Annotated in this window: 19 protein-coding genes; 11 read left to right on the top strand and 8 right to left on the bottom strand. The window is 65.5% G+C overall.

Annotated elements, in window-relative coordinates; all coding sequences use genetic code 11:
* The 4 genes from VGM61_RS04345 to VGM61_RS04330 all read left to right on the top strand — a co-directional run.
* Positions 1–1,308 (top strand): carboxyl transferase domain-containing protein (locus VGM61_RS04345; RefSeq protein ID WP_331521506.1); only part of this gene is annotated, 1,308 nt, incomplete at its 5' end.
* Between the two features lie 25 nt (positions 1,309–1,333).
* On the top strand, positions 1,334–2,674 hold the full coding sequence (xseA, locus tag VGM61_RS04340) for an exodeoxyribonuclease VII large subunit (protein WP_331521505.1): 1,341 nt from the start codon (positions 1,334–1,336) through the stop codon (positions 2,672–2,674).
* Between the two features lie 93 nt (positions 2,675–2,767).
* Complete coding sequence (locus VGM61_RS04335) at positions 2,768–4,219, top strand: aldehyde dehydrogenase family protein (protein ID WP_331521504.1); 1,452 nt, start codon at positions 2,768–2,770, stop codon at positions 4,217–4,219.
* 57 nt (positions 4,220–4,276) lie between these two features.
* Entirely contained in the window at positions 4,277–5,968 is a 1,692-nt protein-coding gene (locus VGM61_RS04330) for a glycosyltransferase family 39 protein (protein ID WP_331521503.1), read from the top strand.
* Positions 5,969–5,975: 7 nt separating this feature from the next.
* Here the strand turns inward: VGM61_RS04330 and VGM61_RS04325 are convergent, their stop codons facing one another.
* Positions 5,976–6,596: a YrbL family protein gene (locus VGM61_RS04325; protein WP_331521507.1), complete on the bottom strand. Its 621-nt coding sequence runs from the start codon at positions 6,594–6,596 to the stop codon at positions 5,976–5,978.
* Between the two features lie 102 nt (positions 6,597–6,698).
* On the opposite strand from VGM61_RS04325, the gene VGM61_RS04320 reads away from it, so the two are divergent.
* The 7 genes from VGM61_RS04320 to VGM61_RS04290 all read left to right on the top strand — a co-directional run bounded on the left by VGM61_RS04320 (position 6,699) and on the right by VGM61_RS04290 (position 15,167).
* Positions 6,699–8,537, top strand: coding sequence for a VWA domain-containing protein (locus VGM61_RS04320; protein ID WP_331521502.1), 1,839 nt, complete (start codon positions 6,699–6,701; stop codon positions 8,535–8,537).
* Between the two features lie 62 nt (positions 8,538–8,599).
* On the top strand, positions 8,600–9,154 hold the full coding sequence (locus VGM61_RS04315; protein WP_331521501.1) for an RNA polymerase sigma factor: 555 nt from the start codon (positions 8,600–8,602) through the stop codon (positions 9,152–9,154).
* Positions 9,151–10,167, top strand: a complete 1,017-nt coding sequence (locus tag VGM61_RS04310; protein ID WP_331521500.1) for a hypothetical protein — start codon at positions 9,151–9,153, stop codon at positions 10,165–10,167. The genes VGM61_RS04315 and VGM61_RS04310 overlap by 4 nt, the downstream gene beginning before the upstream one ends.
* Positions 10,168–10,235: 68 nt before the next feature.
* Positions 10,236–12,008, top strand: coding sequence for an ABC transporter transmembrane domain-containing protein (locus tag VGM61_RS04305; protein WP_331521499.1), 1,773 nt, complete (start codon positions 10,236–10,238; stop codon positions 12,006–12,008).
* A 156-nt stretch (positions 12,009–12,164) separates the two neighbouring features.
* On the top strand, positions 12,165–12,455 hold the full coding sequence (locus VGM61_RS04300; RefSeq protein WP_331521498.1) for a hypothetical protein: 291 nt from the start codon (positions 12,165–12,167) through the stop codon (positions 12,453–12,455).
* Between the two features lie 64 nt (positions 12,456–12,519).
* Positions 12,520–13,533 carry a ligase-associated DNA damage response exonuclease gene (locus VGM61_RS04295; protein WP_331521497.1) on the top strand — a complete coding sequence of 338 codons (1,014 nt, stop codon included), beginning with the start codon at positions 12,520–12,522 and terminating at the stop codon, positions 13,531–13,533.
* Positions 13,533–15,167: an ATP-dependent DNA ligase gene (locus VGM61_RS04290; RefSeq protein ID WP_331521496.1), complete on the top strand. Its 1,635-nt coding sequence runs from the start codon at positions 13,533–13,535 to the stop codon at positions 15,165–15,167. The genes VGM61_RS04295 and VGM61_RS04290 overlap by 1 nt, the downstream gene beginning before the upstream one ends.
* On the opposite strand, the gene VGM61_RS04285 is transcribed toward VGM61_RS04290, so the two are convergent.
* From VGM61_RS04285 to VGM61_RS04255, 7 genes are all read right to left on the bottom strand, one after another.
* Positions 15,154–15,891, bottom strand: a complete 738-nt coding sequence (locus tag VGM61_RS04285) for a copper homeostasis protein CutC (protein ID WP_331521495.1) — start codon at positions 15,889–15,891, stop codon at positions 15,154–15,156. The genes VGM61_RS04290 and VGM61_RS04285 overlap by 14 nt on opposite strands.
* Before the next feature lie 2 nt (positions 15,892–15,893).
* Entirely contained in the window at positions 15,894–16,898 is a 1,005-nt protein-coding gene (locus VGM61_RS04280) for a N(4)-(beta-N-acetylglucosaminyl)-L-asparaginase (RefSeq protein ID WP_331521494.1), read from the bottom strand.
* An 83-nt stretch (positions 16,899–16,981) separates the two neighbouring features.
* On the bottom strand, positions 16,982–17,185 hold the full coding sequence (locus VGM61_RS04275; protein WP_331521493.1) for a cold-shock protein: 204 nt from the start codon (positions 17,183–17,185) through the stop codon (positions 16,982–16,984).
* Between the two features lie 143 nt (positions 17,186–17,328).
* On the bottom strand, positions 17,329–18,072 hold the full coding sequence (locus VGM61_RS04270) for an S-methyl-5'-thioinosine phosphorylase (protein WP_331521492.1): 744 nt from the start codon (positions 18,070–18,072) through the stop codon (positions 17,329–17,331).
* A gap of 8 nt (positions 18,073–18,080) precedes the next feature.
* Positions 18,081–18,626: a hypoxanthine-guanine phosphoribosyltransferase gene (locus VGM61_RS04265; RefSeq protein ID WP_331521491.1), complete on the bottom strand. Its 546-nt coding sequence runs from the start codon at positions 18,624–18,626 to the stop codon at positions 18,081–18,083.
* Positions 18,623–19,627 (bottom strand): beta-N-acetylhexosaminidase, encoded by a 1,005-nt coding sequence (nagZ, locus tag VGM61_RS04260; protein WP_331521490.1) that lies wholly within the window; start codon positions 19,625–19,627, stop codon positions 18,623–18,625. The genes VGM61_RS04265 and nagZ overlap by 4 nt, the downstream gene beginning before the upstream one ends.
* Positions 19,621–20,142 (bottom strand): CYTH domain-containing protein, encoded by a 522-nt coding sequence (locus tag VGM61_RS04255; protein WP_331521489.1) that lies wholly within the window; start codon positions 20,140–20,142, stop codon positions 19,621–19,623. The genes nagZ and VGM61_RS04255 overlap by 7 nt, the downstream gene beginning before the upstream one ends.
* Between the last annotated feature and the right edge of the window lie 2 nt (positions 20,143–20,144).

Raw genomic sequence — 20,144 nt, 5'->3', positions numbered from 1 at the left:
CGCGAGGTGATGATTGTCGCCAACGACGCCACGGTGAAGGGCGGCGCGTATTTCCCGATGACGGTGAAGAAGCATCTGCGCGCGCAAGAGATCGCCATGCAGAACAAGTTGCCGTGCGTGTATCTGGTGGATTCCGGCGGCGCCAATCTTCCGCACCAAGCCGAGGTCTTCCCCGATCGCGAACACTTCGGCCGCATCTTCTACAACCAGGCGCGCATGAGCGCACTGGGCATCGCCCAGGTGGCGGTGGTGATGGGTTCGTGCACCGCAGGCGGCACCTATGTGCCGGCGATGAGCGATGAGACCATCATCGTGCGCGAGCAGGGCACCATCTTCCTTGGTGGTCCGCCGCTGGTGAAGGCCGCCACCGGCGAGGTGGTGGATGCCGAGGCCCTGGGCGGGGCCGACGTGCACACGGCGGTGTCGGGCGTAGCCGATCACTTCGCCGAGAACGACGCCCATGCGCTGTCGATCGCCCGCGACGTGATCGCCAGCCTCAACCGCCGCAAGCAGGGGCGCCTGGCCGTGCGCACGCCCGCCGAACCGCGGTATCCGGCCAGCGAACTCTATGGCGTGATCCCCGCCGATACGCGCCGCCCGTTCGACATCCGCGAACTGATCGCCCGCATCGTCGACGGCTCGGAGTTTCATGAATTCAAGGCGCGCTATGGCAAGACGCTCATCACCGGTTTTGCCCACATCCACGGCTACCCCGTGGGAATCATCGCCAACAACGGCATCCTGTTCGCCGAATCGGCACTCAAGGGTGCGCACTTCATCGAACTATGCAACCAGCGCAACGTACCGTTGGTGTTCCTGCAGAACATCACCGGCTTCATGGTGGGCCGCAAGTACGAGAATGCCGGCATCGCCAAGGATGGGGCCAAGATGGTCACCGCCGTGGCGTGTTCGCACGTGCCCAAATTCACAGTGGTGGTAGGCGGCAGCTTCGGCGCCGGCAACTACGCCATGTGTGGCCGCGCCTACGGCGGGCGTTTTCTTTGGATGTGGCCCAACGCCCGCATCAGCGTGATGGGTGGCGAACAGGCAGCGTCTGTACTTGCCACGGTGCGCCGTGACGGCATCGAGGCGGGTGGCGGCAGCTGGAGCGCTGAAGACGAAGAAGCCTTCAAGGCCCCGGTGCGCGACCAGTACGAACGCCAGGGGCATCCGTACTACGCCAGTGCGCGGCTGTGGGACGACGGCATCATCGATCCTGCCGACACCCGCCGGGTGCTGGGCCTGGCCATCTCGGCAACGCAAAACGCACCAGACGTGGAAGGCAATTTCGGCGTTTTCCGCATGTAGGCAGGCGTGCTAACCTCGCCGGTCCATGTCGAGCACCGACACTCCGCGACAGGTCTACACGCCCACGGCGCTCAACCGCCTCGTGCGCGACCTGCTGGAAGACGTCCTTCCCCTGGTGTGGATCGAGGGCGAGCTGTCCAACGTGGCACGTCCGGCGTCAGGGCACATCTACTTCACGGTCAAGGATGCCGGCGCGCAGATCCGCGGCGCGATGTTCCGCATGAAGGCCGGCCAGCTGCGTTTTCGCCCCGTCGACGGCATGCACGTGTTGCTTCGTGGCCGCGTGGGCCTTTACGAAGCCCGTGGCGAGTTCCAGCTGGTGGCCGACCATATGGAACTGGCCGGTGAAGGCGCCTTGCGCCGCGAATTCGAGGCCCTGAAAGCGAGGCTCGCCGAAGAAGGCCTGTTCGACACGGCCCGAAAACGCCCGCTGCCACCGATGCCCCGGCGCATCGGCATCGTTACCTCGCCCTCAGGTGCCGCGGTGCGCGACGTCCTCAGCGTTTTGCGGCGGCGCTTCGCGCTGGCGGAGGTCGACATCCTGCCCTCGCCGGTCCAGGGTCGCGAGGCGCCGCCCATGCTGCGCTCGATCCTTGAGCGCGCCGCGGCCAGCGGCCGCTACGACGTGATCCTGCTCACCCGCGGCGGCGGTTCGCTCGAAGACCTCTGGGCCTTCAACGACGAGGCGCTCGCCCGCGCCATCCATGCCAGCGCGGTGCCGGTGGTTTCGGCCGTCGGCCACGAGGTCGACTTCACCATCGCCGACTTCGTCGCGGATCTGCGCGCCGCCACCCCGTCGGCCGCGGCGGAACTGCTGGTACCGGACGAAGCCGATCTCTTCCGAGTCCTTGACCGCCAGCGCGATCGCCTGGCCACCTTGCTTACCCGGCGCCTGCAGCACGCACAGCAACGCAGCGACCACCTCGCCGCGCGCCTGCAGGCACAGCGTCCACAGGCGCGACTGCGCCGGGATGCCGAACGCATGGCCTCCCTCGATCGGCGCCTGCGCCTGCTTGCCATGCAACTGGGTGGCGCCAATCGTCATCGCCTGGCACGCCTGCAGTCGCGATTGCTGGCGCGGCATCCGGGCCGATTGCTCGACCTGCAACGCCAACGCACCAAGGCCCTGCACGACCGTCTACGCCAGGCCATGCTGCGGCGCCTGGAACGCGAACACACGAACTTGCGGCAGCAGGCCCGTACCCTGCAGGCGGTAAGTCCGCTGGCTACGCTCGACCGCGGCTATGCCATCGCCTTCGATGCAAAGGGGCTGGTGCTAAGGCGCGCCGCCGATGTCGCGCCGGGCGACACCGTGCGCATCCGCCTGGCTGAGGGCGAATTCCCCGCACGCGTGGTGAAGCCCTGACGCGCCAGGGTGCTGCATGCGCACCGGCCACCTCACAGCCATTGAACGCCTGCCGCGCCACCATGCGCCATGCAAACACGTCCGGAGCCCGTCATGCTCGATGCCCATTACCCCTGCTACATCGCCAACAAGCCTGTCTCCACGAAGACGCGCATGAGCGTCATCGACAAATACAGTGGCGAGGTTGCCTCCGAAGTATCCGTGCCCAACGATGCCCAGGTGGAGAAGGCCATCGCCAGCGCGGCGGCCGCGGCACCGGCGATGCGCAACTTCAAACCCTTCCAGCGCCAGGCGGTGCTCGAACACTGCGTCAAACGCTTCACCGAACGCCAGGATGAACTTGCCTACGCGCTATGCGTGGAAGCGGGCAAACCTATCAAGGATTCCGTGGGCGAGGTCAATCGCCTGATCGAGACCTTCAAGATCGCGGCCGAAGAAGCCGTGCGCATCAACGGCGAAACGTTGAACCTGGAAATTTCCGCGCGCACCGCCGGCTACCACGGCTTTACCAGGCGCGTACCGCTGGGCCCGGTATCGTTCATTACGCCATTCAATTTCCCATTGAACCTGGTGGCGCACAAGGTGGCCCCGGCGATCGCTGCCGGGTGTCCTTTTGTACTGAAACCTGCCGAACGTACGCCGCTTGGCTCGCTGATCATCGGCCAGGTGCTGGCCGAAACGGACCTGCCCAAAGGTGCGTTCTCGGTGCTGCCCCTCGATGGCGCCCACGCAGGCCCCCTGGTCACCGACGACCGCTTCCGACTGCTGTCCTTCACCGGCAGCCTGTTGGGCTGGGAATTGAGGGCGCGCGCGGGAAAGAAGAAAGTGACGCTGGAACTGGGCGGCAACGCGGCATGCATTGTCGACCATACGCAGGCCGATCAACTGGCAGCCGTGGTGGACCGCCTAATCTTCGGTGCCTTCTACCAGTCGGGACAAAGCTGCATCAGCGTGCAACGCATCTACGCGCATGAGTCCATTTACGATGAGCTGCGCAAGCGCCTGGTCGCCGCGGCCAAAAAACTCAAAACCGGCGATCCGAAGAAGAAGGACACCTTCCTCGGTCCAATGGTCGATGAGGCGGCAGCCAAGCGCCTTGAAGGCTGGATCGCCGATGCGCGCAAGCGCGGTGCCAAAGTGCTGTGCGGCGGCAATCGCAAGGGCAACATGCTCGATGCCACGGTGGTCGAGGGCGTAAACGCCGACCTGGATCTCAGTTGCCGCGAAGCCTTCGGGCCGGTGGTGTTGCTGGCACCCTACCGCCATTTTGACGAGGCCGTGGCCTCCGTCAATACATCGGACTTCGGTCTGCAGGCGGGCATCTTCACCAACGACCTGGACCACGCCATGCGTGCCTGGGCCGAGCTTGAGCAAGGTGGCGTGATCGTCAACGACGTACCAAGCTTCCGCGTCGATTCCATGCCCTATGGCGGTGTGAAGTCCTCAGGCATCGGTCGGGAGGGCGTGCGTTATGCCATCGACGACATGAGTGATTTGCGCCTGATGGTGATGCGCGACACCGGCTGGGCTTCGCCCGCGAAATAAGCCCAGCGTAAGACAAAGGGCTTAAACTCTAGCGCCCTTCCTTTCCGCTGAGAGTGCATGGAAACCACCGACCGTCGCCAGTTCTGGTGGTTCATGTTGCTGGCCCTGGTGGTGCTGGCCGCGGGGCTTGGCCTGCGCGACCCATGGCCGCCTGATGAGCCCCGCTTCACCCTGATTGCCCGGCAGATGGTCGAGTCGGGCCAGTGGCTGTTCCCGCATCGCGGCATTGAGCTGTATTCGGACAAACCGCCGTTCCTTATGTGGCTGGAAGCGGTGGCATTCACCATCACCGGCCACTGGCGCATCTCGTTCCTGCTGCCCTCGCTCGTCGCCGGCATGGCCACCCTGGCACTGACCTGGGACATCGGCCGCCGCCTATGGAATCCACGCGTAGGCCTTTACGCCGCCATCGCGGTACTTGCCACGGTGCAATTCGTCGAGCAGTCCCGCCGCGCGCAGATCGACCCGATCGTGATGTGCTGGATCACCCTGGGCAACTGGGGCATCCTCCGACATTGCCTGCGCGGACCAGACTGGCGGGCATTCTGGCTGGGCTGCTTCGCCGCGGGCCTGGGCGTGATCACCAAGGGCGTGGGCATCCTGGCGCTGTTCATGCTGATCCCGTATGTCGTGGTGCGCCGCCGCGGTTGGCCAGGCGTAACGCAAACTCAGGGCGACGCCTGGCGTTGGGCCGGCGGAGCGCTGGCATTCGTGCTGGCGGTCGCGGTGTGGCTGGCGCCGATGTTGCTGCATGCACTCGCGGCACCGGGCCCCGACTTCCATGCTTACGTCAATGACATCCTGTTCCGGCAAACGGCGGGACGGTACGCCGCATCATGGCAACACCATGAGGCGTTCTGGTATTTCCTGCCGGTGCTGGTACGGGAATGGTTTCCGCTTTGCCTGTTGTACCTGCCGATGCTGTCACGATGGCGCGAAGCCTTTGTCACGCGGGAACCACGCGTGGTGATGCCGTTGACATGGGTGTTGATCGTGCTGGTGTTCTTCTCCATCCCCAGCGGCAAGCGCGAGGTATACCTGCTGCCCGCGATCCCGATGATGGCGCTGGCGATGGCGCCTTTTCTGGAAGAGGTGGTGAAGCTGCGCTGGCTGCGTTGGTTATGCGTAGGCCTGGCGGTGCTCGCCGGGGTGGTTCTGTTCGGCGGCGGCCTCTGGGCGATATTTGGCCATCCGAAGTTCACCGCGCGCGTGGCCGATCGTAACCTCCTCGATGGCGGCCGGCATTTCTGGCTGGCAGTGGCCACGATGGGAGCGCTGCTGCTGGCGGCGGCCGCGTTCTTTCGGACAAGGCGCGGCGCACTCGCGCTCGTGGTGGGCATGGCGGCGGCGTGGGTGGCCTGGGCCATCGGCGTGTATCCGCAGTTCAATCCGTCCGAATCCACGCTCGCCATGATGCAACGCGTCGACGCAACGATCGGACCGAAGGGCCAACTGGGGCTGGTGGGCTGGCGTGAGGAACACCGGCTGATGTCGCCACGCATCCCCACCGATTTCGGCTTCAGCCGTGGCTTCAACGTGCAGATGCGCGATGGCCTGGCCTGGCAGGCGCAGGATCCGGCGCAGCGGTGGATCTTCGCCGGCGACTACGCCCTGGGTCCCTGCATCGACAAATCACGGGCCGTGGACCTGGGGCGCGCCAATCGCTACGACTGGTGGTTGTTCCCCGCCGCCGCGGTGATCCCGGGCTGCGACCCGATGAAGGGCTCCAGCGCAGCGGAAGGCTCCTGATCAAGGTCTAGCCTTCCCGCGGAGTCTTCTTCGTGCGCTCGACCATGCGGTTGAAGCGGCGGATGGTGCGATTGCGGTTATGCCGGCGGCTCATCGACTGGTGCGGGATGATGTTCTTCTCGCCAAAGCCATCGATCATCAAAAGATGCGGACCGCCGCGCGAGTCCGAGCCATACACCACGTTCCAGGCGTGAAGGTCCGCCGCAATGGTGTCGTGCTCGAGCAGGCGCGCCAGGAAGTCGTCCAGCGCGGCTTGCACCTGCGGCGTGTAGCCATCGCGGCGCACCCAGGCATCGAGCGTGGGTGCCAGCGAACCGTCGGGCGCGACCACTTTTTCCACCACCTGGCCCAGGCCCATGTCGGTGAGCTCGATGCCCACGACGCGGGCCAGCGGCGACACGCCGTTGGGTGACACCGCGTACGAGGTGACGAATTCGCGGAACTCGCGGATGTAGCCCTTGTAGTACTTCGCACGCGTCAGGCGCCGGTACCAGGGGCCGTTCTCCCAGCGCTCGACGATGGCGTCCTGGCGCATCACCTTGATCAACAGGTCCGCTTGCGTGGGGTGCTGGTAGACATACCGGATATGGCCGGTGGCCACGGGCGCAAGGCCGCTGAGCAGGATCATCACGCCGGTCCCATTCGAAATGAAAGGAACATTCTCGCATCTGCGTAACCCCATTTCCTCCCCCACCACGTTTCATCGTTACAACCCAAGGAGGTAGAAACGATGAAAACGCACGCCCTCGCCCCGCTCTGCGCCGCGGTCATGGTGGTCCTGGCCGGTTGCGCCACATCGCAGAATCCCGTTGAAACCGCCTCACCTGTGTCCAGTGATGCGGCGCAGGCGTCGCCTGGCCGTGACAAGGCCGAAAAAAAGCCGGTGGCCGAGGAGAGCCGCACCTGGGACGCGCCCCGAGCGCCGTCCGTGCCGCCAGGCCCTCCGGTGCCCCAGGCTTCCGCCAACAAAGCGGTGGCGCAAGGCCAGTCGCTGGCGACCGTCGACGTTCTGGCCGAAAGCGCGCCCCCGGCGATGCCGCTGATGGCGCCGGCTCCACCAGCGCAAGGCTATGTGGCCATGCGCGTGATGCCGATGGCCGGCGACGTCGACCGCGAGAACTACACGCACTTCAAGGACAACGGCGTGGAGCAGGTAGCCGAGCAGCCGGTGTCCACCTTTGGCCTGGATGTCGATACCGGTGCCTATACCAATGTGCGCCGCATGCTGGCAAGCGGCAACCTCCCGCCAGCCGACGCGGTGCGCGCGGAGGAATTCATCAATTATTTCGACTATGGCTATACGCCGCCGTCAACACGCGATCAACCCTTCAGCGTCACCACCGAGCTTGCCCCCGAACCCTGGAACTCGAAGCGTGAATTGCTGATGGTGGGCATCCAGGGCTACCGCGTGCCAGATACCGAGGTGCCGCCGGCCAACCTGGTGTTCCTGGTCGATACCTCAGGCTCCATGGACGAACCGGACAAGCTGCCGCTTCTCAAGGCATCGCTCAAGCAGCTGGTACCGCGCCTGCGCGCACAGGACCATGTGTCACTGGTGACTTATGCCGGGGAGGCTGGCGTGGCGCTGGAATCCACGCCGGGCAACCAGCACGCGAAGATCCTTGCCGCCATCGAGGCTTTGGGCGCCGGTGGCTCCACCAATGGCGGCGCCGGCATCGACATGGCCTATGCCCAGGCGAAACAGGGCTTCATCAAGGGCGGGGTGAACCGCATCATCCTGGCCACCGATGGCGATTTCAATGTAGGTACCACCGGCATCGAGGCGTTGAAGACGCGCATCACCGACGAGCGCAAGGCCGGCGTGGCGTTGTCGACGCTGGGCTTCGGCCAGGGCAACTACAACGACGCCATGGCCGTGCAGTTGGCCGATACCGGCAACGGCAACCATCACTACATCGACAGCCTGGCCGAAGCCCGCAAGGTGCTGGTGGACGAGATGTCTTCGACGATGATGACCATCGCCAAGGACGTGAAGATCCAGGTGGAATTCAATCCTGCCGTGGTAAAGGAATATCGTCTGATCGGCTATGAAAAACGCGCGCTGGCCCGCGAGGATTTCAACAACGACGCGGTGGATGCCGGCGAGATTGGCGCCGGGGCCAACGTAACGGCATTGTACGAAGTCACCCTGGCCGGTACCGGCGAAAACCGCGTCGATCCGCTGCGCTATCGTCCCGCCCGCGCCGACACCAGCGACGTTGACAAGTCAGGCCGCGGCGAACTGGCCTTCCTGCGCATCCGTTACAAGGCACCCGACGGCAACACCAGCAAGCTCATCGAACGGCCGCTCCCGTCGAACGTGGCGGCCTCACCCAGTGAAAGACTGCGCTTCGCCGCTTCCGTGGCAGCATTCGCCGATGCCCTGCGTGGCGGGAAATATATCGACGGTTGGGATTACGCGAAGATCGCCGCCCTGGCGAACGGCGCCCGCGGTAGCGACGACATGGGCTACCGCGCGGGCTTCGTGCAGATGGTGCGCAGCGCCGGCAGCCTGTCGGCCACGCCCGGCAACGGCACGGGTGGCAACGAGGCGACCGTGTCGCGTTGATTGCCTCGGGCATCGGCATCGACGCCCCACGGCAGCCCGTCGATGCCGTAATCTCCTGGGCCATGGACCGGCCCACCGACGACGATGCCGCGCTGATGCTGGCCTGGGTGGCCGGCGACGCGGCGTCGTTCCCGCTTCTTTATTCCCGGCAGAAAGACCGCCTCTACCGCTTCATCCTGCGCAGCGTGCGCCAGCGCGAAGTGGCCGAGGAAATCTTCCAGGAAACCTGGAGCCGCGCCATCGCCGCGCGGGAGCGCTATCAACCCGGTGCGCGGTTTTCCACCTGGCTGCTGCAGATCGCGCACAACCTGATCGTCGATGCCTTTCGGCGGCAGCGCCCGGAGAGCACCGGTGAAGCCTACGACACTGCCGTGGCCAGCCACCCGGGTGACGAACGCAGCCAGCCCGAACACGCGCTGTCGGATTTCCAGCAGCGCCGTCGCCTGCAACAGGCCATTGATCGCCTGCCCGGTGAACAACGCGTAGTGTTCCTGCTTCGCATGGAAAATGAACTGACTATCGAGGAGATCGGCGATGTCACTGGCGTGGGCCGCGAAACCGCCAAATCGCGACTACGCTATGCCATGAACCGCATCCGCGAGCTTATGACCCCATGAGCGAGAAACATCCCATCGACGGCGACGAACGCGAGCTTGCCCGGCTTTACGGCACGCTCCCGCAAGCGACGCCGTCGCCGGCGCTGGATGAGGCCGTGCTGCGCCAGGCGCGCGAGGCGGTGCCGGCAGTCGAGGCGCCTGCAACGGCCAACCCAGGACGCATGCCGCGCCGCGGGCTTCGCTGGGCCGGCGGGTTGGCCATCGCGGCAAGCCTGGTGCTGGCCGCCAACCTGGCCTGGCAGCAACGCCAACTGCCAGCGCCGCGGGTTCGCCTGGAATCGGCCAGGGACAAGGCTGAGCCGATACCAGCGGCATCTGTCGGGGAAAACGGCGCCGCATCCGGTGCGGTCAGTGCGCCGCAGACAGCACCCACGGGTACCGCTGGCGGTGAGGTCACGGCACGCAAAGTTGCACCACCCCAACCGGTACGCGAGAAGACGGCGATCGTCAGCCAGGCACGTAACCTCACCACGGCGGAAGGATACGTGACCACCCTCCCCGCACCCGCCACCCGTTCCGCCGCCGCACAAGGCAGGGACGCCCCGGCAGCGCCCCGCTTCCGCGTGACTCCCCCACCGCCACCGCCAGTGTCCGGGATGGACGTGTCCGAGCCCGCACCGGCACCGGCACTGCCATCAGCGCCCGCGCCGCCCGCGCCGCCGGCCATGGCCGCCGACGCCGTGTCCAAAGCATCCGCACCGGCGCCCGCTGCCGCACCGGCACCGGCACCGGCACCGCCCGCCGCCGAGCCGGGATCGGCACTACCGGCCCAGGGAGCCCTATCGCAGGAACTTGCCGAACCCGCCCGGCCGTCGATCGATCAACGCCGGGCCCTCGAGGCGATCACCGTCACCGGCTCGCGCAGCGATGCCGAACCGAGGCGGCGAGTAGCTGTCATCCGTCAGATGCTGCGAGACGGCCACGAGGCCAGTGCGCGCAAGGCCTACGCGAATTTGCGCCGGGATTTCCCCGGTTTTGTCATTCCCCGCGACCTCGCGCCGCTTGCCAAGTAGCTTGGGCACCGATTGAATACGCAGACCCTGCCCCCATCACCTCAGGGCACGAAGGCCAGGATCAGACGATGAGCGACGCTGCACCGGGCATCCCGGAAAAATCCCGACGCCTGGGCGCCTTGCGCAACCTCTGGCCGTATATCCGCCCGCACCGGAAGCTTGCCATCGGCTGGCTGCTGTTCCTGGCGCTGTCATCGGGTTCGACCCTGGTGTTTCCGATGGCGGTCCGCCAGATGATCGACCACGGCTTCGCCGCGTCGAACTCAGGCGCCATCAACCAAACCTTCGGCTTGCTGTTCCTGGTGGCAGCCGTGCTGGCGGTGGCCACGGCGGGGCGCTTCTTTTGCATCAGCCTGCTCGGTGAACGGGCCCTGGCGTCGCTCAGGAAGAAGCTCTACGACGGCGTGATTCGCCTGGATGTTGGATTCTTCGAGCGTACGCGAGTAGGCGAACTGACCTCGCGACTGTCAGCCGACACCGAAGTCGTGCAGGCGCTGATTGGCTCAGGTATTTCGGTCGCCCTGCGCAGCATGGTCACGCTGCTGGGTGCCGCGGTGATGATGACCGTCACCATCCCGCGCCTGGCGGGGCTTACCGCGCTGGTCATCCCGGGCGTGCTGCTGCCCATCCTGGTCTTCGGCCGCCGCGTGCAGAAGCTCTCGCGCTTCAGCCAGGACCGCCTTGCCGACGCCTCGGCGATTGCCAACGAAACCCTGAACGCCGCTACCGCGGTGAAGGCCTACCACCGCGAGGACATCGAAAGCCGTCGTTACGCCAACGCGGTGGAGCGCGCCCTGGATACCGCGCGCAAGCGTATCGGTGTACGTGCGCTGCTGACGATGGCGGTGATCGTGCTGGTGTTCGGCGCGATCATCCTGGTGTTGTGGGCTGGCGCGCGGCAGGTGCTTGCAGGTGAGCTCACCGCCGGTGTGTTGAGCCAGTTCGTGCTGTACGCGGTGTTCGCGTCAGGCTCGGTAGCGGGCCTTGCCGAAGTGTGGGGAGACGTGCAGCGCGCCGCCGGCGCCATGGAGCGCATCGGTGAACTGCTGGCCGAAAAACCCGGCATCGCCGACCCGGCCCAGGCAGTTGCTCTGGCGACTCCCGTGCGCGCATCCCTGCGCTTTGACAACGTTACATTCCACTACCCCACGCGCAGCGACGTTGCGGCACTGAAGGATTTCTCGCTGGAAGTGAAGCCCGGCGAGACCGTGGCGCTGGTGGGCCCTTCCGGGGCCGGTAAGAGCACCGTGCTTGGCCTTCTGCTGCGTTTCTACGATCCGCAGACTGGCAGCATCCGCCTGGACGGCGTGGACCTGCGCGCCCTTACCCTGGCGGATCTGCGCGGCGCCATCGCCCTGGTACCACAAGAAACCGTGATCTTCGGTGGCAGCGCCGCGGATAACATCCGTTTCGGACGCGAGCATGCCAGCGATGCCGATGTACGGCAGGCCGCCCGACTGGCAGAAGCGGACGGGTTCCTGAGTGCCCTGCCCGATGGCTACGACGCCGCCATGGGCGAGCGCGGCGTACGCCTGTCCGGCGGCCAGCGCCAACGCATGGCGATCGCCCGGGCGATCCTGCGCGATGCGCCGTTGTTGCTGCTGGACGAAGCCACATCCGCCCTCGATGCGCAATCCGAAGCCGCCATCCAGCAGGCGCTCGAACGCCTCGAACAAGGCCGCACCACGCTGGTGATCGCCCATCGCCTGGCCACCGTGAAGCGCGCCGATCGCATCGTGGTCATGGACGGCGGCCGCATCGTTGCGCAGGGCACGCATGAAAGCCTGTTGCGTGAGGGCGGCCTGTACGCAGAACTGGCGCGGTTGCAGTTCGTGGCCTAGGCAAGCGGTACCATGCGTTGACGTTACCCGCGGGACCTCTCGGAATAAATCCTGAACCCGCCGGGAGGGAGACCGCCAAATCGTATGGAGCGTGTACTAGTGTTCTGCACAGGAAGTGGCCGGTGACATACGGCCCGTCAACCCATGGAGCAACATATGTCGTTCACCCAACGTGCCGTCCTGGCCATCTCCCTAGCTGCCGCGCCCATGCTCGCCCTATGCCACGAGGCGGATTCACCATCTGCCCTGGCCGCAGGGCACCTCGTTTTTACCGCAAGCGCGTGGGGCGATAGCGAACACCTTGCCGATCGCGAAGCAGGCCTCGACGCGGCAACGGTCTGCAGGAAGGCAAACGGGACAGTGGCCTCCGTGCGCACCCAAGGCACGCGCATGCTGGGGAATGGCACCTGGCAAGCCACGGCCGAGGTCATCTGTCGGGAAAGCTAGCTTTCGGTAAGTTTCCCCACAGCGGCACACTCGCCGTTGACGCCCTGGCTCCTAACGTCCGCGCATGGACGAGCCATTGCTCCAGCCCCGACGCGAGGGTCTTTATTGCCCGGCGGGGGATTTCTACATCGACCCCATGTTGCCCGTGTCATGCGCGGTGGTAACGCATGCCCACGGCGACCATGCCCGGCCCGGTAGTGGGCTTTACCACGTTGCCTCGCCGGGTCTGGCACTGATGAAGGAGCGGCTGGGCGCCGATGCGGTGATCATTCCGCATGGCTACCGCGACGTAGTCAAGCTCAATTCGGTGACCCTATCGCTGCATCCTTCCGGTCACATACTGGGTGCAGCACAGGTTCGCATGGAACATGACGGGCGCGTCGTCGTGGTCTCCGGCGACTACAAGCGCGATCCCGATCCCACCTGCGAGCCGTTCGAGGCGGTGCCGTGTGACGTATTCGTCACCGAATCGACGTTTGGCCTGCCGATCTACCGCTGGCCAACCATGCCCGAAGTTGCCCGCGACATGCTTGCATGGGTCGAGGAATGCGCGGCCCGTGGCGTGCCGGCCGTACTGTTCTGCTACGCACTGGGCAAGGCCCAGCGCATCCTGGCGGAGCTGGCACGCATCACTGATCGCCGGGTATTCCTCCACGGGGCCATGCTGCGGCTGGTCCAGGTCTATCGCGAGGCCGGCATCAGCATGCTCGCCACGGAGGCCGTGTCCGACACCGCCAAGGGCCGGGACTTTGCAGGCGAGCTCATCCTTGCGCCGCCATCAGCTTCGGGTTCGCCGTGGATGAAACGCTTCGGCAAGGCCTCCACGGGTTTTGCCTCAGGCTGGATGCAGGTACGTGGCAACCGGCGGCGGCGAGGCTACGACCGCGGCTTCGTCGTCTCCGACCATGCCGACTGGGAGGGCTTGTTGCGCAGCGTGGACGAAAGCCGCGCCTCGCGCATTTATGTCACCCATGGTGACGGCGATGTATTGGTGCGCTACCTGCGCGAGAGCGGCCGCGATGCCCTGCCCTTGAAGGACCTGTCCGGGCGAGCGCGCGGTGAAGAGGCCGGCGCCTGATGCATCGCTTCGCGCAACTCTACGTGGAGCTCGATCGCACGGCGTCCACCTCGGCCAAACGTGATGCCATGGCCGCCTATTTCGCCGCTGCACCTGCTGCTGACTCGGCATGGGCGGTGTACGTGCTGTCGGGCGGCAAGCTCAAGCGCACGGCGACCGCCACGGAACTGCGGCTGGCACTGGCGCAGGCCACCGGTTACGCGGATTGGCTGATCGAGGATAGTTACCAGCACGTAGGCGACTTCGCCGAGACCGTCGCGCTGATGCTGCCTGAGCAATCCACCGGCGATCACGATATCCCGCTCGGCCAATGGATGGAACTGCGACTGCCCGCGCTGGGCAAACTGGAAAGCGCGCAACGCGTCGCGACGGTGATCCGATGGTGGCAAGATGTCCCCCGCGAACAGGTGTTCGTGTTGAACAAGCTCCTTACCGGATCGTTGCGCGTGGGCGTTTCCCGCCGCCTGGTAGTGCTGGCGCTGGCGCAATGGGCCGATCTGCCGTCGGACCTCCTGGCTCATCGCCTGAGCGGCGACTGGCGCCCAAACGGGAACGCCATGTCCGCCTTACGGGCCGATGCCGGCATGGATGAAGGATCGCCCGACCGCCCTTACCCCTTCTATCTCGCCTCTCCGCTTGAAGCGGAACCTGCCACCCTGGGTGATCGCGCGGCCTGGCTGGCCGAGTGGAAGTGGGATGGCATCCGTGCGCAGCTGATGCGCCGCGGCTTCGACACACGGCTGTGGTCACGCGGGGAAGAACGACTCGACGGCCGCTTCCCGGAGATCGAAACCGCCGCCACCGCTGAATTACCCGATGGAGTGGTCCTTGATGGTGAAATCCTGGCGTGGGAAGCCCCCGCGCGAAAACCCCGTCCTTTCACCGCATTGCAAAGGCGCATCGGCAAGCTCAAGCCCGGATTGAAGCTGCTGGCCGACGTGCCGGTCTGCTTCATGGCGTACGACGTGCTCGAGGCCGAAGGCCGTGACCTGCGCCACCTTCCGCTTCGCGACCGGCGGGCGCTCCTGGCAAGCCTGATGCCCGACGACTCCTCCGCCTTGTTGCTCTCGCCACCGGTGGCCGCCCCGACCTGGGAGGCGCTGGCACAGGAACGCGAGCAGTCCCGCGAACACCTCACTGAAGGCCTGATGCTCAAGCATGTCGACTCGCCCTACCGCGTGGGGCGCAAGCGAGGCGATTGGTGGAAGTGGAAGATCGATCCCTACACGATCGACGCCGTGTTGCTGTACGCGCAACCCGGCCATGGCCGACGCTCGGGCCTGTTCACCGACTACACTTTCGGGGTGTGGGATGGTGATGCACTCGTAGCGGTTGCGAAAGCCTATTCCGGCCTGGACGATCAGGAAATCGCACGTCTGGACAAGTGGATCCGCGCGAACACCATGGAACGGTTCGGCCCAGTGCGCTCAGTGCCGGCCGAACATGTCTTTGAACTTGCCTTCGAAGCCATCCAGGCCTCCAGTCGCCACAAATCCGGCGTGGCCGTGCGCTTTCCCCGCATCGCACGCTGGCGGACCGATCTCGCCGTCGGCGATGCCGACAAACTCGACGACCTTCGCCGCCTGGCGTCGGGCTTAAGCCCCGTCGGCGCAACCGGCCCTATTGACGGTTGACGGCCTTCGGATCAACGGCCGCAAGCGCCTGGACGATCGCGGCAACCTCGGTTTCGTCAGTCCGCCATTCACCAGCATCCATGCTCAAGCCAACCCCCTTGGGCTGACGCGACGGCAGGCGTTGCTTGGCCGATGCGTGGAACTCGCTTACGCCCGTCACTCGCACGAGCTCGGCAATGTTGCCGGAGGTGACCCCAGCGCCCGCCATGATCGCTACGCGCCCTCCGGCCCGGGCAGCCATGGCGCGGATCACCGCTGCGCCCGCATGCGCGTGGGCACGACTTCCGGAGGTGAGGATGCGTTCACAACCGGCAGCGATGACATCATCGACGGCTGCCACGGGGTCGGTGCTGACGTCGATGGCACGATGGAATGTCACGCCCATGGGACCTGCCGCTTCCACCAGCTCGCGGCAACGCGAGTGCACGCGGCCGGCTTCATCGAGCGCTCCCACCACCACACCGTCGCACCCGAGCCTGCGGCAATGCGCAATATCGGCATGTATCAGGTCCCATTCGTAGGGCGCGTACACGAAGTCGCCGGCGCGGGGTCGCACCAACACATACAGCGGTAGCGCGATCGCCTCGCGGGCCATGGCGATGGTGGCATGGGACGGTGTCACCCCACCCTCGGCCAGGGACGCGCACAACTCCACCCGGCCGGCGCCGCCATGGCGCGCCGCGATCGCCGATGCCACCGAATTGGCCGCCACTTCCAGCAGCATGGTCAGTAGGTACTCTTGCCCGGGATCAGGGTGTCCTGCTTCGCCGCATCGCACACGGCGTACGAGAAACCCTTCTGGATGGCCCAGGCACCCACTTCGCCGGCGCGGTTCATGGCCAGGAAGCCAACCTGGATCTCTTTTGCCGTGGCCGGCTTCTTGTGGATGATGCGTTCGACCGCCTCGCGGCAGGCATCCTGCGGCGAGCGTCCCTGCCGCATCAGTTCCACCACCAGGAAACTGCCGCAATTGCGTATCACTTCCTCACCCACGCCGGTGGATGTGGCACCACCTACATCGCCATCGACGTACAACCCGGCGCCGATAATCGGGCTATCGCCGACGCGTCCGCGCATCTTCCAGGCCATACCGCTGGTGGTGCATGCACCGGACAGGTTGCCGTGGGCATCCAGGGCCAGCATGCCGATGGTGTCGTGGTTGCGCGCGCCACCGGGGAGGTCGCGGAAATCCTTCACTTCACTGTTGATCGAAGGACTGTACCTGGCGGTCTTCAGCCACTGTTTCCAGGCCTTTTCCGATTCGGGCGTGAGTAATTCTTCGCGGGGGAAACCCTGTTCCATGGCGAACTGCAGCGCGCCCTCGCCCACCAGCAGCACATGCGGCGTCTTCTCCATCACCGCGCGCGCTACCGAAATGGGATGGGCTATGTGCTCGATGGCGGCCACCGCACCGCAATTACCCGCCTGGTCCATGATGCTGGCGTCCAGGCTGACATGACCATCGCGGTCGGGATAACCGGCGCGGCCCACGCTATGGTTGCGAAGGTCGGCTTCCGGGATACGCGCACCGGCTTCCACCGCATCAAGGGCGCTGCCACCGGCCGACAACACCTTCCAGGCGGCCTGGTTGGCAGCTACGCCGAAATCCCAGGTGGAGACCACCCGTGGCTTGCCGACGACGCGGGCGGGCACGCCGCGGGCCATGCCGCTGGCGGCGAATACGGCTGAGCCCAGCACGGAAGCCTGGATGAAGCGTCGACGATCTGTCATTTACGAATTCCTTGATTCCTAAAAAAAACAAAAGCCCCGCGCATTGCGGCGCGGGGCTCGTGTCTTCAGACCTTACGGGTCGATCAGGCTGGCATGACGTTGGACGCCTGCTTGCCCTTCGGACCCTGGGTTACCTCGAAAGTAACCTTCTGGTTCTCTTGCAGGGACTTGAAACCATTGCCCTGGATCGAGGAAAAGTGGACGAAAAGATCCTCCCCACCACCGTCGGGCGTAATGAAGCCGAAGCCCTTAGCATCGTTGAACCATTTAACCGTACCAGTCGCCATTGCGAAAAACCTCTGCATCATTGACTAAAAATGCACCCCTGCAAGTGGGTCCGATAGTGTTAGGCCCCCGCCTGCCCCCCTGGTGCACGCAAAGTATCACCATGTTTGCTGGCAAAACACAACATGTTCTGCACGGTCGATTCCTAGGAATCGATCAATCCGGCCAGGATCGCGGGTACCGCGGCGGTGGTCGCGGCCAGATGGGCGAAGATCTCCTCGATGCTGATCTCGTCCTCGTCCACCACCCCGGCCGCCCAATTGGCCACCAGCGCCAGGCAGGCATATTCAAGGCCCAGTTCGCGGGCGAGTACCGCCTCTGGCATCCCCGTCATGCCTACCAGGTCGCAGCCATCGCGGCGCATCCGGGCAATTTCGGCACGGGTTTCAAGCCGGGGGCCCTGGGTAGCGCCGTAGCAACCGCCGTCGACCACGTCGACACCTGCGGCGGCAGCAGCGGCCACCAGGGCTTTCCGCAGGGAGGGGGTATAGGGGTCGGAAAAATCGATATGGCGAACCTCGGCGCCGTCGACGTCGCAGAAGCTCGTCAGGCGGCCGTGGGTGTAATCGATGAGCTGGTCGGGTACGACCATGGCGCGGGGCCCCATGTCGTCCCGGATGCCGCCGACCGCGTTCACACCGATCACCCGGCCGGCACCGATGGACTGCAGCGCCCAGACGTTGGCGCGGTAATTCACCCGGTGCGGGGGCAAGCTGTGGCTTTCCCCATGGCGGGCCAGGAACGCCAGGCGCCTGCCACGGAAATCGCCGACGACGATGTCACCCGATGCCTTGCCGTAAGGGGTATCCACCGCCTGCCGCTTGGAATTTTCAAGCCCGGGGAACTGATACAGGCCACTGCCGCCGATTACGGCCAGGTCGATGCTCATGGGAAACCTTAGTCAGCGAGTGCGTAGATGGCGGGCAGGTTACGCGCCTGTTCGTTCAGGTCCATGCCGTAGCCGAACACGTAGCGGTCCGGGACATCCACACCGTTGAAGTCAGCCTGGATGCCTTCGGCACGACGGCCGTGCAGCTTGGTGCACATCACCGCTACCAGTACCCGTTTCGCGCCCATGCGCAGGCAGGCATCGCGCACGGCCTTGAGCGTATGGCCTTCGTCCAGGATGTCGTCAACCAGCAGCACGATGCGCCCTTCCAGGGGCACGGCCGGCTCACGCAGCCAGTGGAGCTCGTGGCCCGTGGTGCCGCCCCGGTACCGCGTGGCATGCACGTAGTCGAATTCGAGGTCGGTGCTGATGGCCAGTGCCAGTTGCGCGGCGAACACCAGCGCGCCGTGCATGACGGTAAGGAAGACCGGTCGCTCACCGTCCAAAGCCTGGTCGATCTCCTTGCCCATCCGTACGAACTGGGCCTCGACGGTGGGACGGTCGAAGAGGGTATCGGCGGTGGCCAGGGCCTCGGCCAGCGAAGGAATACTCATGGGGACTCCAGGGCAGTGACGCGCGCGACGAACCGGTCGCGTTGGGGGTTGTCTTCCAGGCCTGCCCAGGTGGCACCGATGGTGGCGCGCAAGCCGGCGATCGGGCCGGCGACATCCGCCTGGCGACCGGCCACCGCGGCAATCGCCTCGGGCACGACATCGGGGAAACAGGCCAGTACCAGGTCGCAGCCGGCGTCGAGGTGGGCGTGCACGCGGTCGGCCACGCTGCCGTGCAGTTCGGCTGCCTTCATGCTGATGTCATCACCGATCACCGCGCCCCTGAAACCCAGTTCCCCGCGCAGGATCGATCCGATCCACGTCGGCGAGAATCCGGCGGGCAGCGGGTCCACCGCAGGGTAGGTTACATGAGCCACCATCACCGCCTCGGCGTGGGCTTCGATCGCTTCGACGAAGGGTGCCATGTCAGCCATTTCCAGTTCGCTACGGCTACGCGGATCGGTGGCCGCCGCCAGGTGGGTGTCCGCCGCCACCGACCCATGGCCCGGAAAGTGCTTGAGCACCACCGCCATGCCAGCCAGGTGCATGCCGCGTACATAAGCCTGGCCAAGCTCGCCCACCACGGCGGGATCCGCGTGGAAAGCGCGGTTGCCGATCGCCGCGCTGCCACGGGCCAGGTCAAGCACGGGGGCGAAGCTGAAATCGATACCGGTGGCGCGCAGTTCGCTTGCCATCACCCAGGCGTGCTCCTCGGCCAGGCGCACGGCCTCGGCGGGGTCGCGGTCATAGGCCTGGCCAAGCGTCGACAGCGGCGGCAGCCGGGTAAAGCCCTCGCGCAGTCGCTGCACGCGACCGCCTTCCTGGTCGACGCAGACCAGCATGTCCTCGCCGCCTGCCTGGCGTATGGCGTCGACCAGGGCGATCACGTCGTCGCGGCTACCGACATTGCGAGCGAACAGGATCACGCCGCTGACGTTCGGCGCGCGCAACCAGGATTCCTCTTCAGCGGAAAGGGTCAAGCCAGCGACACCGATGATCAGCATGCCATGGCCTCGCCTGAGCGCTCGGCCTGGGTCCACTGCGTAAAAGGATGGTCGATCAGGAATACGTTGTAATAGCGTCGCTCGTCGCTGACCTCGCGGCCGAGCCACGGCGGATGGGGGATAGCCTCGCCGGCGTGGTCCAGTTCGACTTCGGCCACCACCAGCCCGTGGTTGGCGCCGGCAAATTCGTCGATCTCGAACAGCGTGCCATCGACGTGGACGTGATGGCGGGTTTTCTCGACCTTGCCATCGCAGAGCGTATCGAGCATATCGCGGGCATCGGCCATGGGAATCGGGTACTCGAACTCCGCTCGCTCGATACCGCGGACGGACGATTTGATATTGAGCCATGCTTCGTTTCCGGCGATGCGCACACGTACCGAAGCACGCGCATGACCAGCCATCAGCGCCGCCACGCCCATCAGATACCCCTGGGCTATCGGCGTGCTCGACTCGATGCCTTCGCGCCAGCCGCCGCCGGCGAGGAGGAATTTGCGTTCGATTTCCTTGCCCATGA

Source organism: Pinirhizobacter sp. (genome assembly GCF_036499745.1).
Classification (GTDB): domain Bacteria; phylum Pseudomonadota; class Gammaproteobacteria; order Xanthomonadales; family Rhodanobacteraceae; genus Pinirhizobacter.
Note: the sequence above shows the minus strand (reverse complement) of the source record. Positions and strands in the feature narration are given on the sequence as shown.

Coding starts and splice junctions, on each gene's coding strand:
- xseA (WP_331521505.1), top strand. CDS start 1,334: ATGTCGAGCACCGACACTCCGCGACAGGTCTACACGCCCACGGCGCTC.
- VGM61_RS04335 (WP_331521504.1), top strand. CDS start 2,768: ATGCTCGATGCCCATTACCCCTGCTACATCGCCAACAAGCCTGTCTCC.
- VGM61_RS04330 (WP_331521503.1), top strand. CDS start 4,277: ATGGAAACCACCGACCGTCGCCAGTTCTGGTGGTTCATGTTGCTGGCC.
- VGM61_RS04325 (WP_331521507.1), bottom strand. CDS start 6,596: ATGATCCTGCTCAGCGGCCTTGCGCCCGTGGCCACCGGCCATATCCGG.
- VGM61_RS04320 (WP_331521502.1), top strand. CDS start 6,699: ATGAAAACGCACGCCCTCGCCCCGCTCTGCGCCGCGGTCATGGTGGTC.
- VGM61_RS04315 (WP_331521501.1), top strand. CDS start 8,600: ATGGACCGGCCCACCGACGACGATGCCGCGCTGATGCTGGCCTGGGTG.
- VGM61_RS04310 (WP_331521500.1), top strand. CDS start 9,151: ATGAGCGAGAAACATCCCATCGACGGCGACGAACGCGAGCTTGCCCGG.
- VGM61_RS04305 (WP_331521499.1), top strand. CDS start 10,236: ATGAGCGACGCTGCACCGGGCATCCCGGAAAAATCCCGACGCCTGGGC.
- VGM61_RS04300 (WP_331521498.1), top strand. CDS start 12,165: ATGTCGTTCACCCAACGTGCCGTCCTGGCCATCTCCCTAGCTGCCGCG.
- VGM61_RS04295 (WP_331521497.1), top strand. CDS start 12,520: ATGGACGAGCCATTGCTCCAGCCCCGACGCGAGGGTCTTTATTGCCCG.
- VGM61_RS04290 (WP_331521496.1), top strand. CDS start 13,533: ATGCATCGCTTCGCGCAACTCTACGTGGAGCTCGATCGCACGGCGTCC.
- VGM61_RS04285 (WP_331521495.1), bottom strand. CDS start 15,891: ATGCTGCTGGAAGTGGCGGCCAATTCGGTGGCATCGGCGATCGCGGCG.
- VGM61_RS04280 (WP_331521494.1), bottom strand. CDS start 16,898: ATGACAGATCGTCGACGCTTCATCCAGGCTTCCGTGCTGGGCTCAGCC.
- VGM61_RS04275 (WP_331521493.1), bottom strand. CDS start 17,185: ATGGCGACTGGTACGGTTAAATGGTTCAACGATGCTAAGGGCTTCGGC.
- VGM61_RS04270 (WP_331521492.1), bottom strand. CDS start 18,072: ATGAGCATCGACCTGGCCGTAATCGGCGGCAGTGGCCTGTATCAGTTC.
- VGM61_RS04265 (WP_331521491.1), bottom strand. CDS start 18,626: ATGAGTATTCCTTCGCTGGCCGAGGCCCTGGCCACCGCCGATACCCTC.
- nagZ (WP_331521490.1), bottom strand. CDS start 19,627: ATGCTGATCATCGGTGTCGCTGGCTTGACCCTTTCCGCTGAAGAGGAA.
- VGM61_RS04255 (WP_331521489.1), bottom strand. CDS start 20,142: ATGGGCAAGGAAATCGAACGCAAATTCCTCCTCGCCGGCGGCGGCTGG.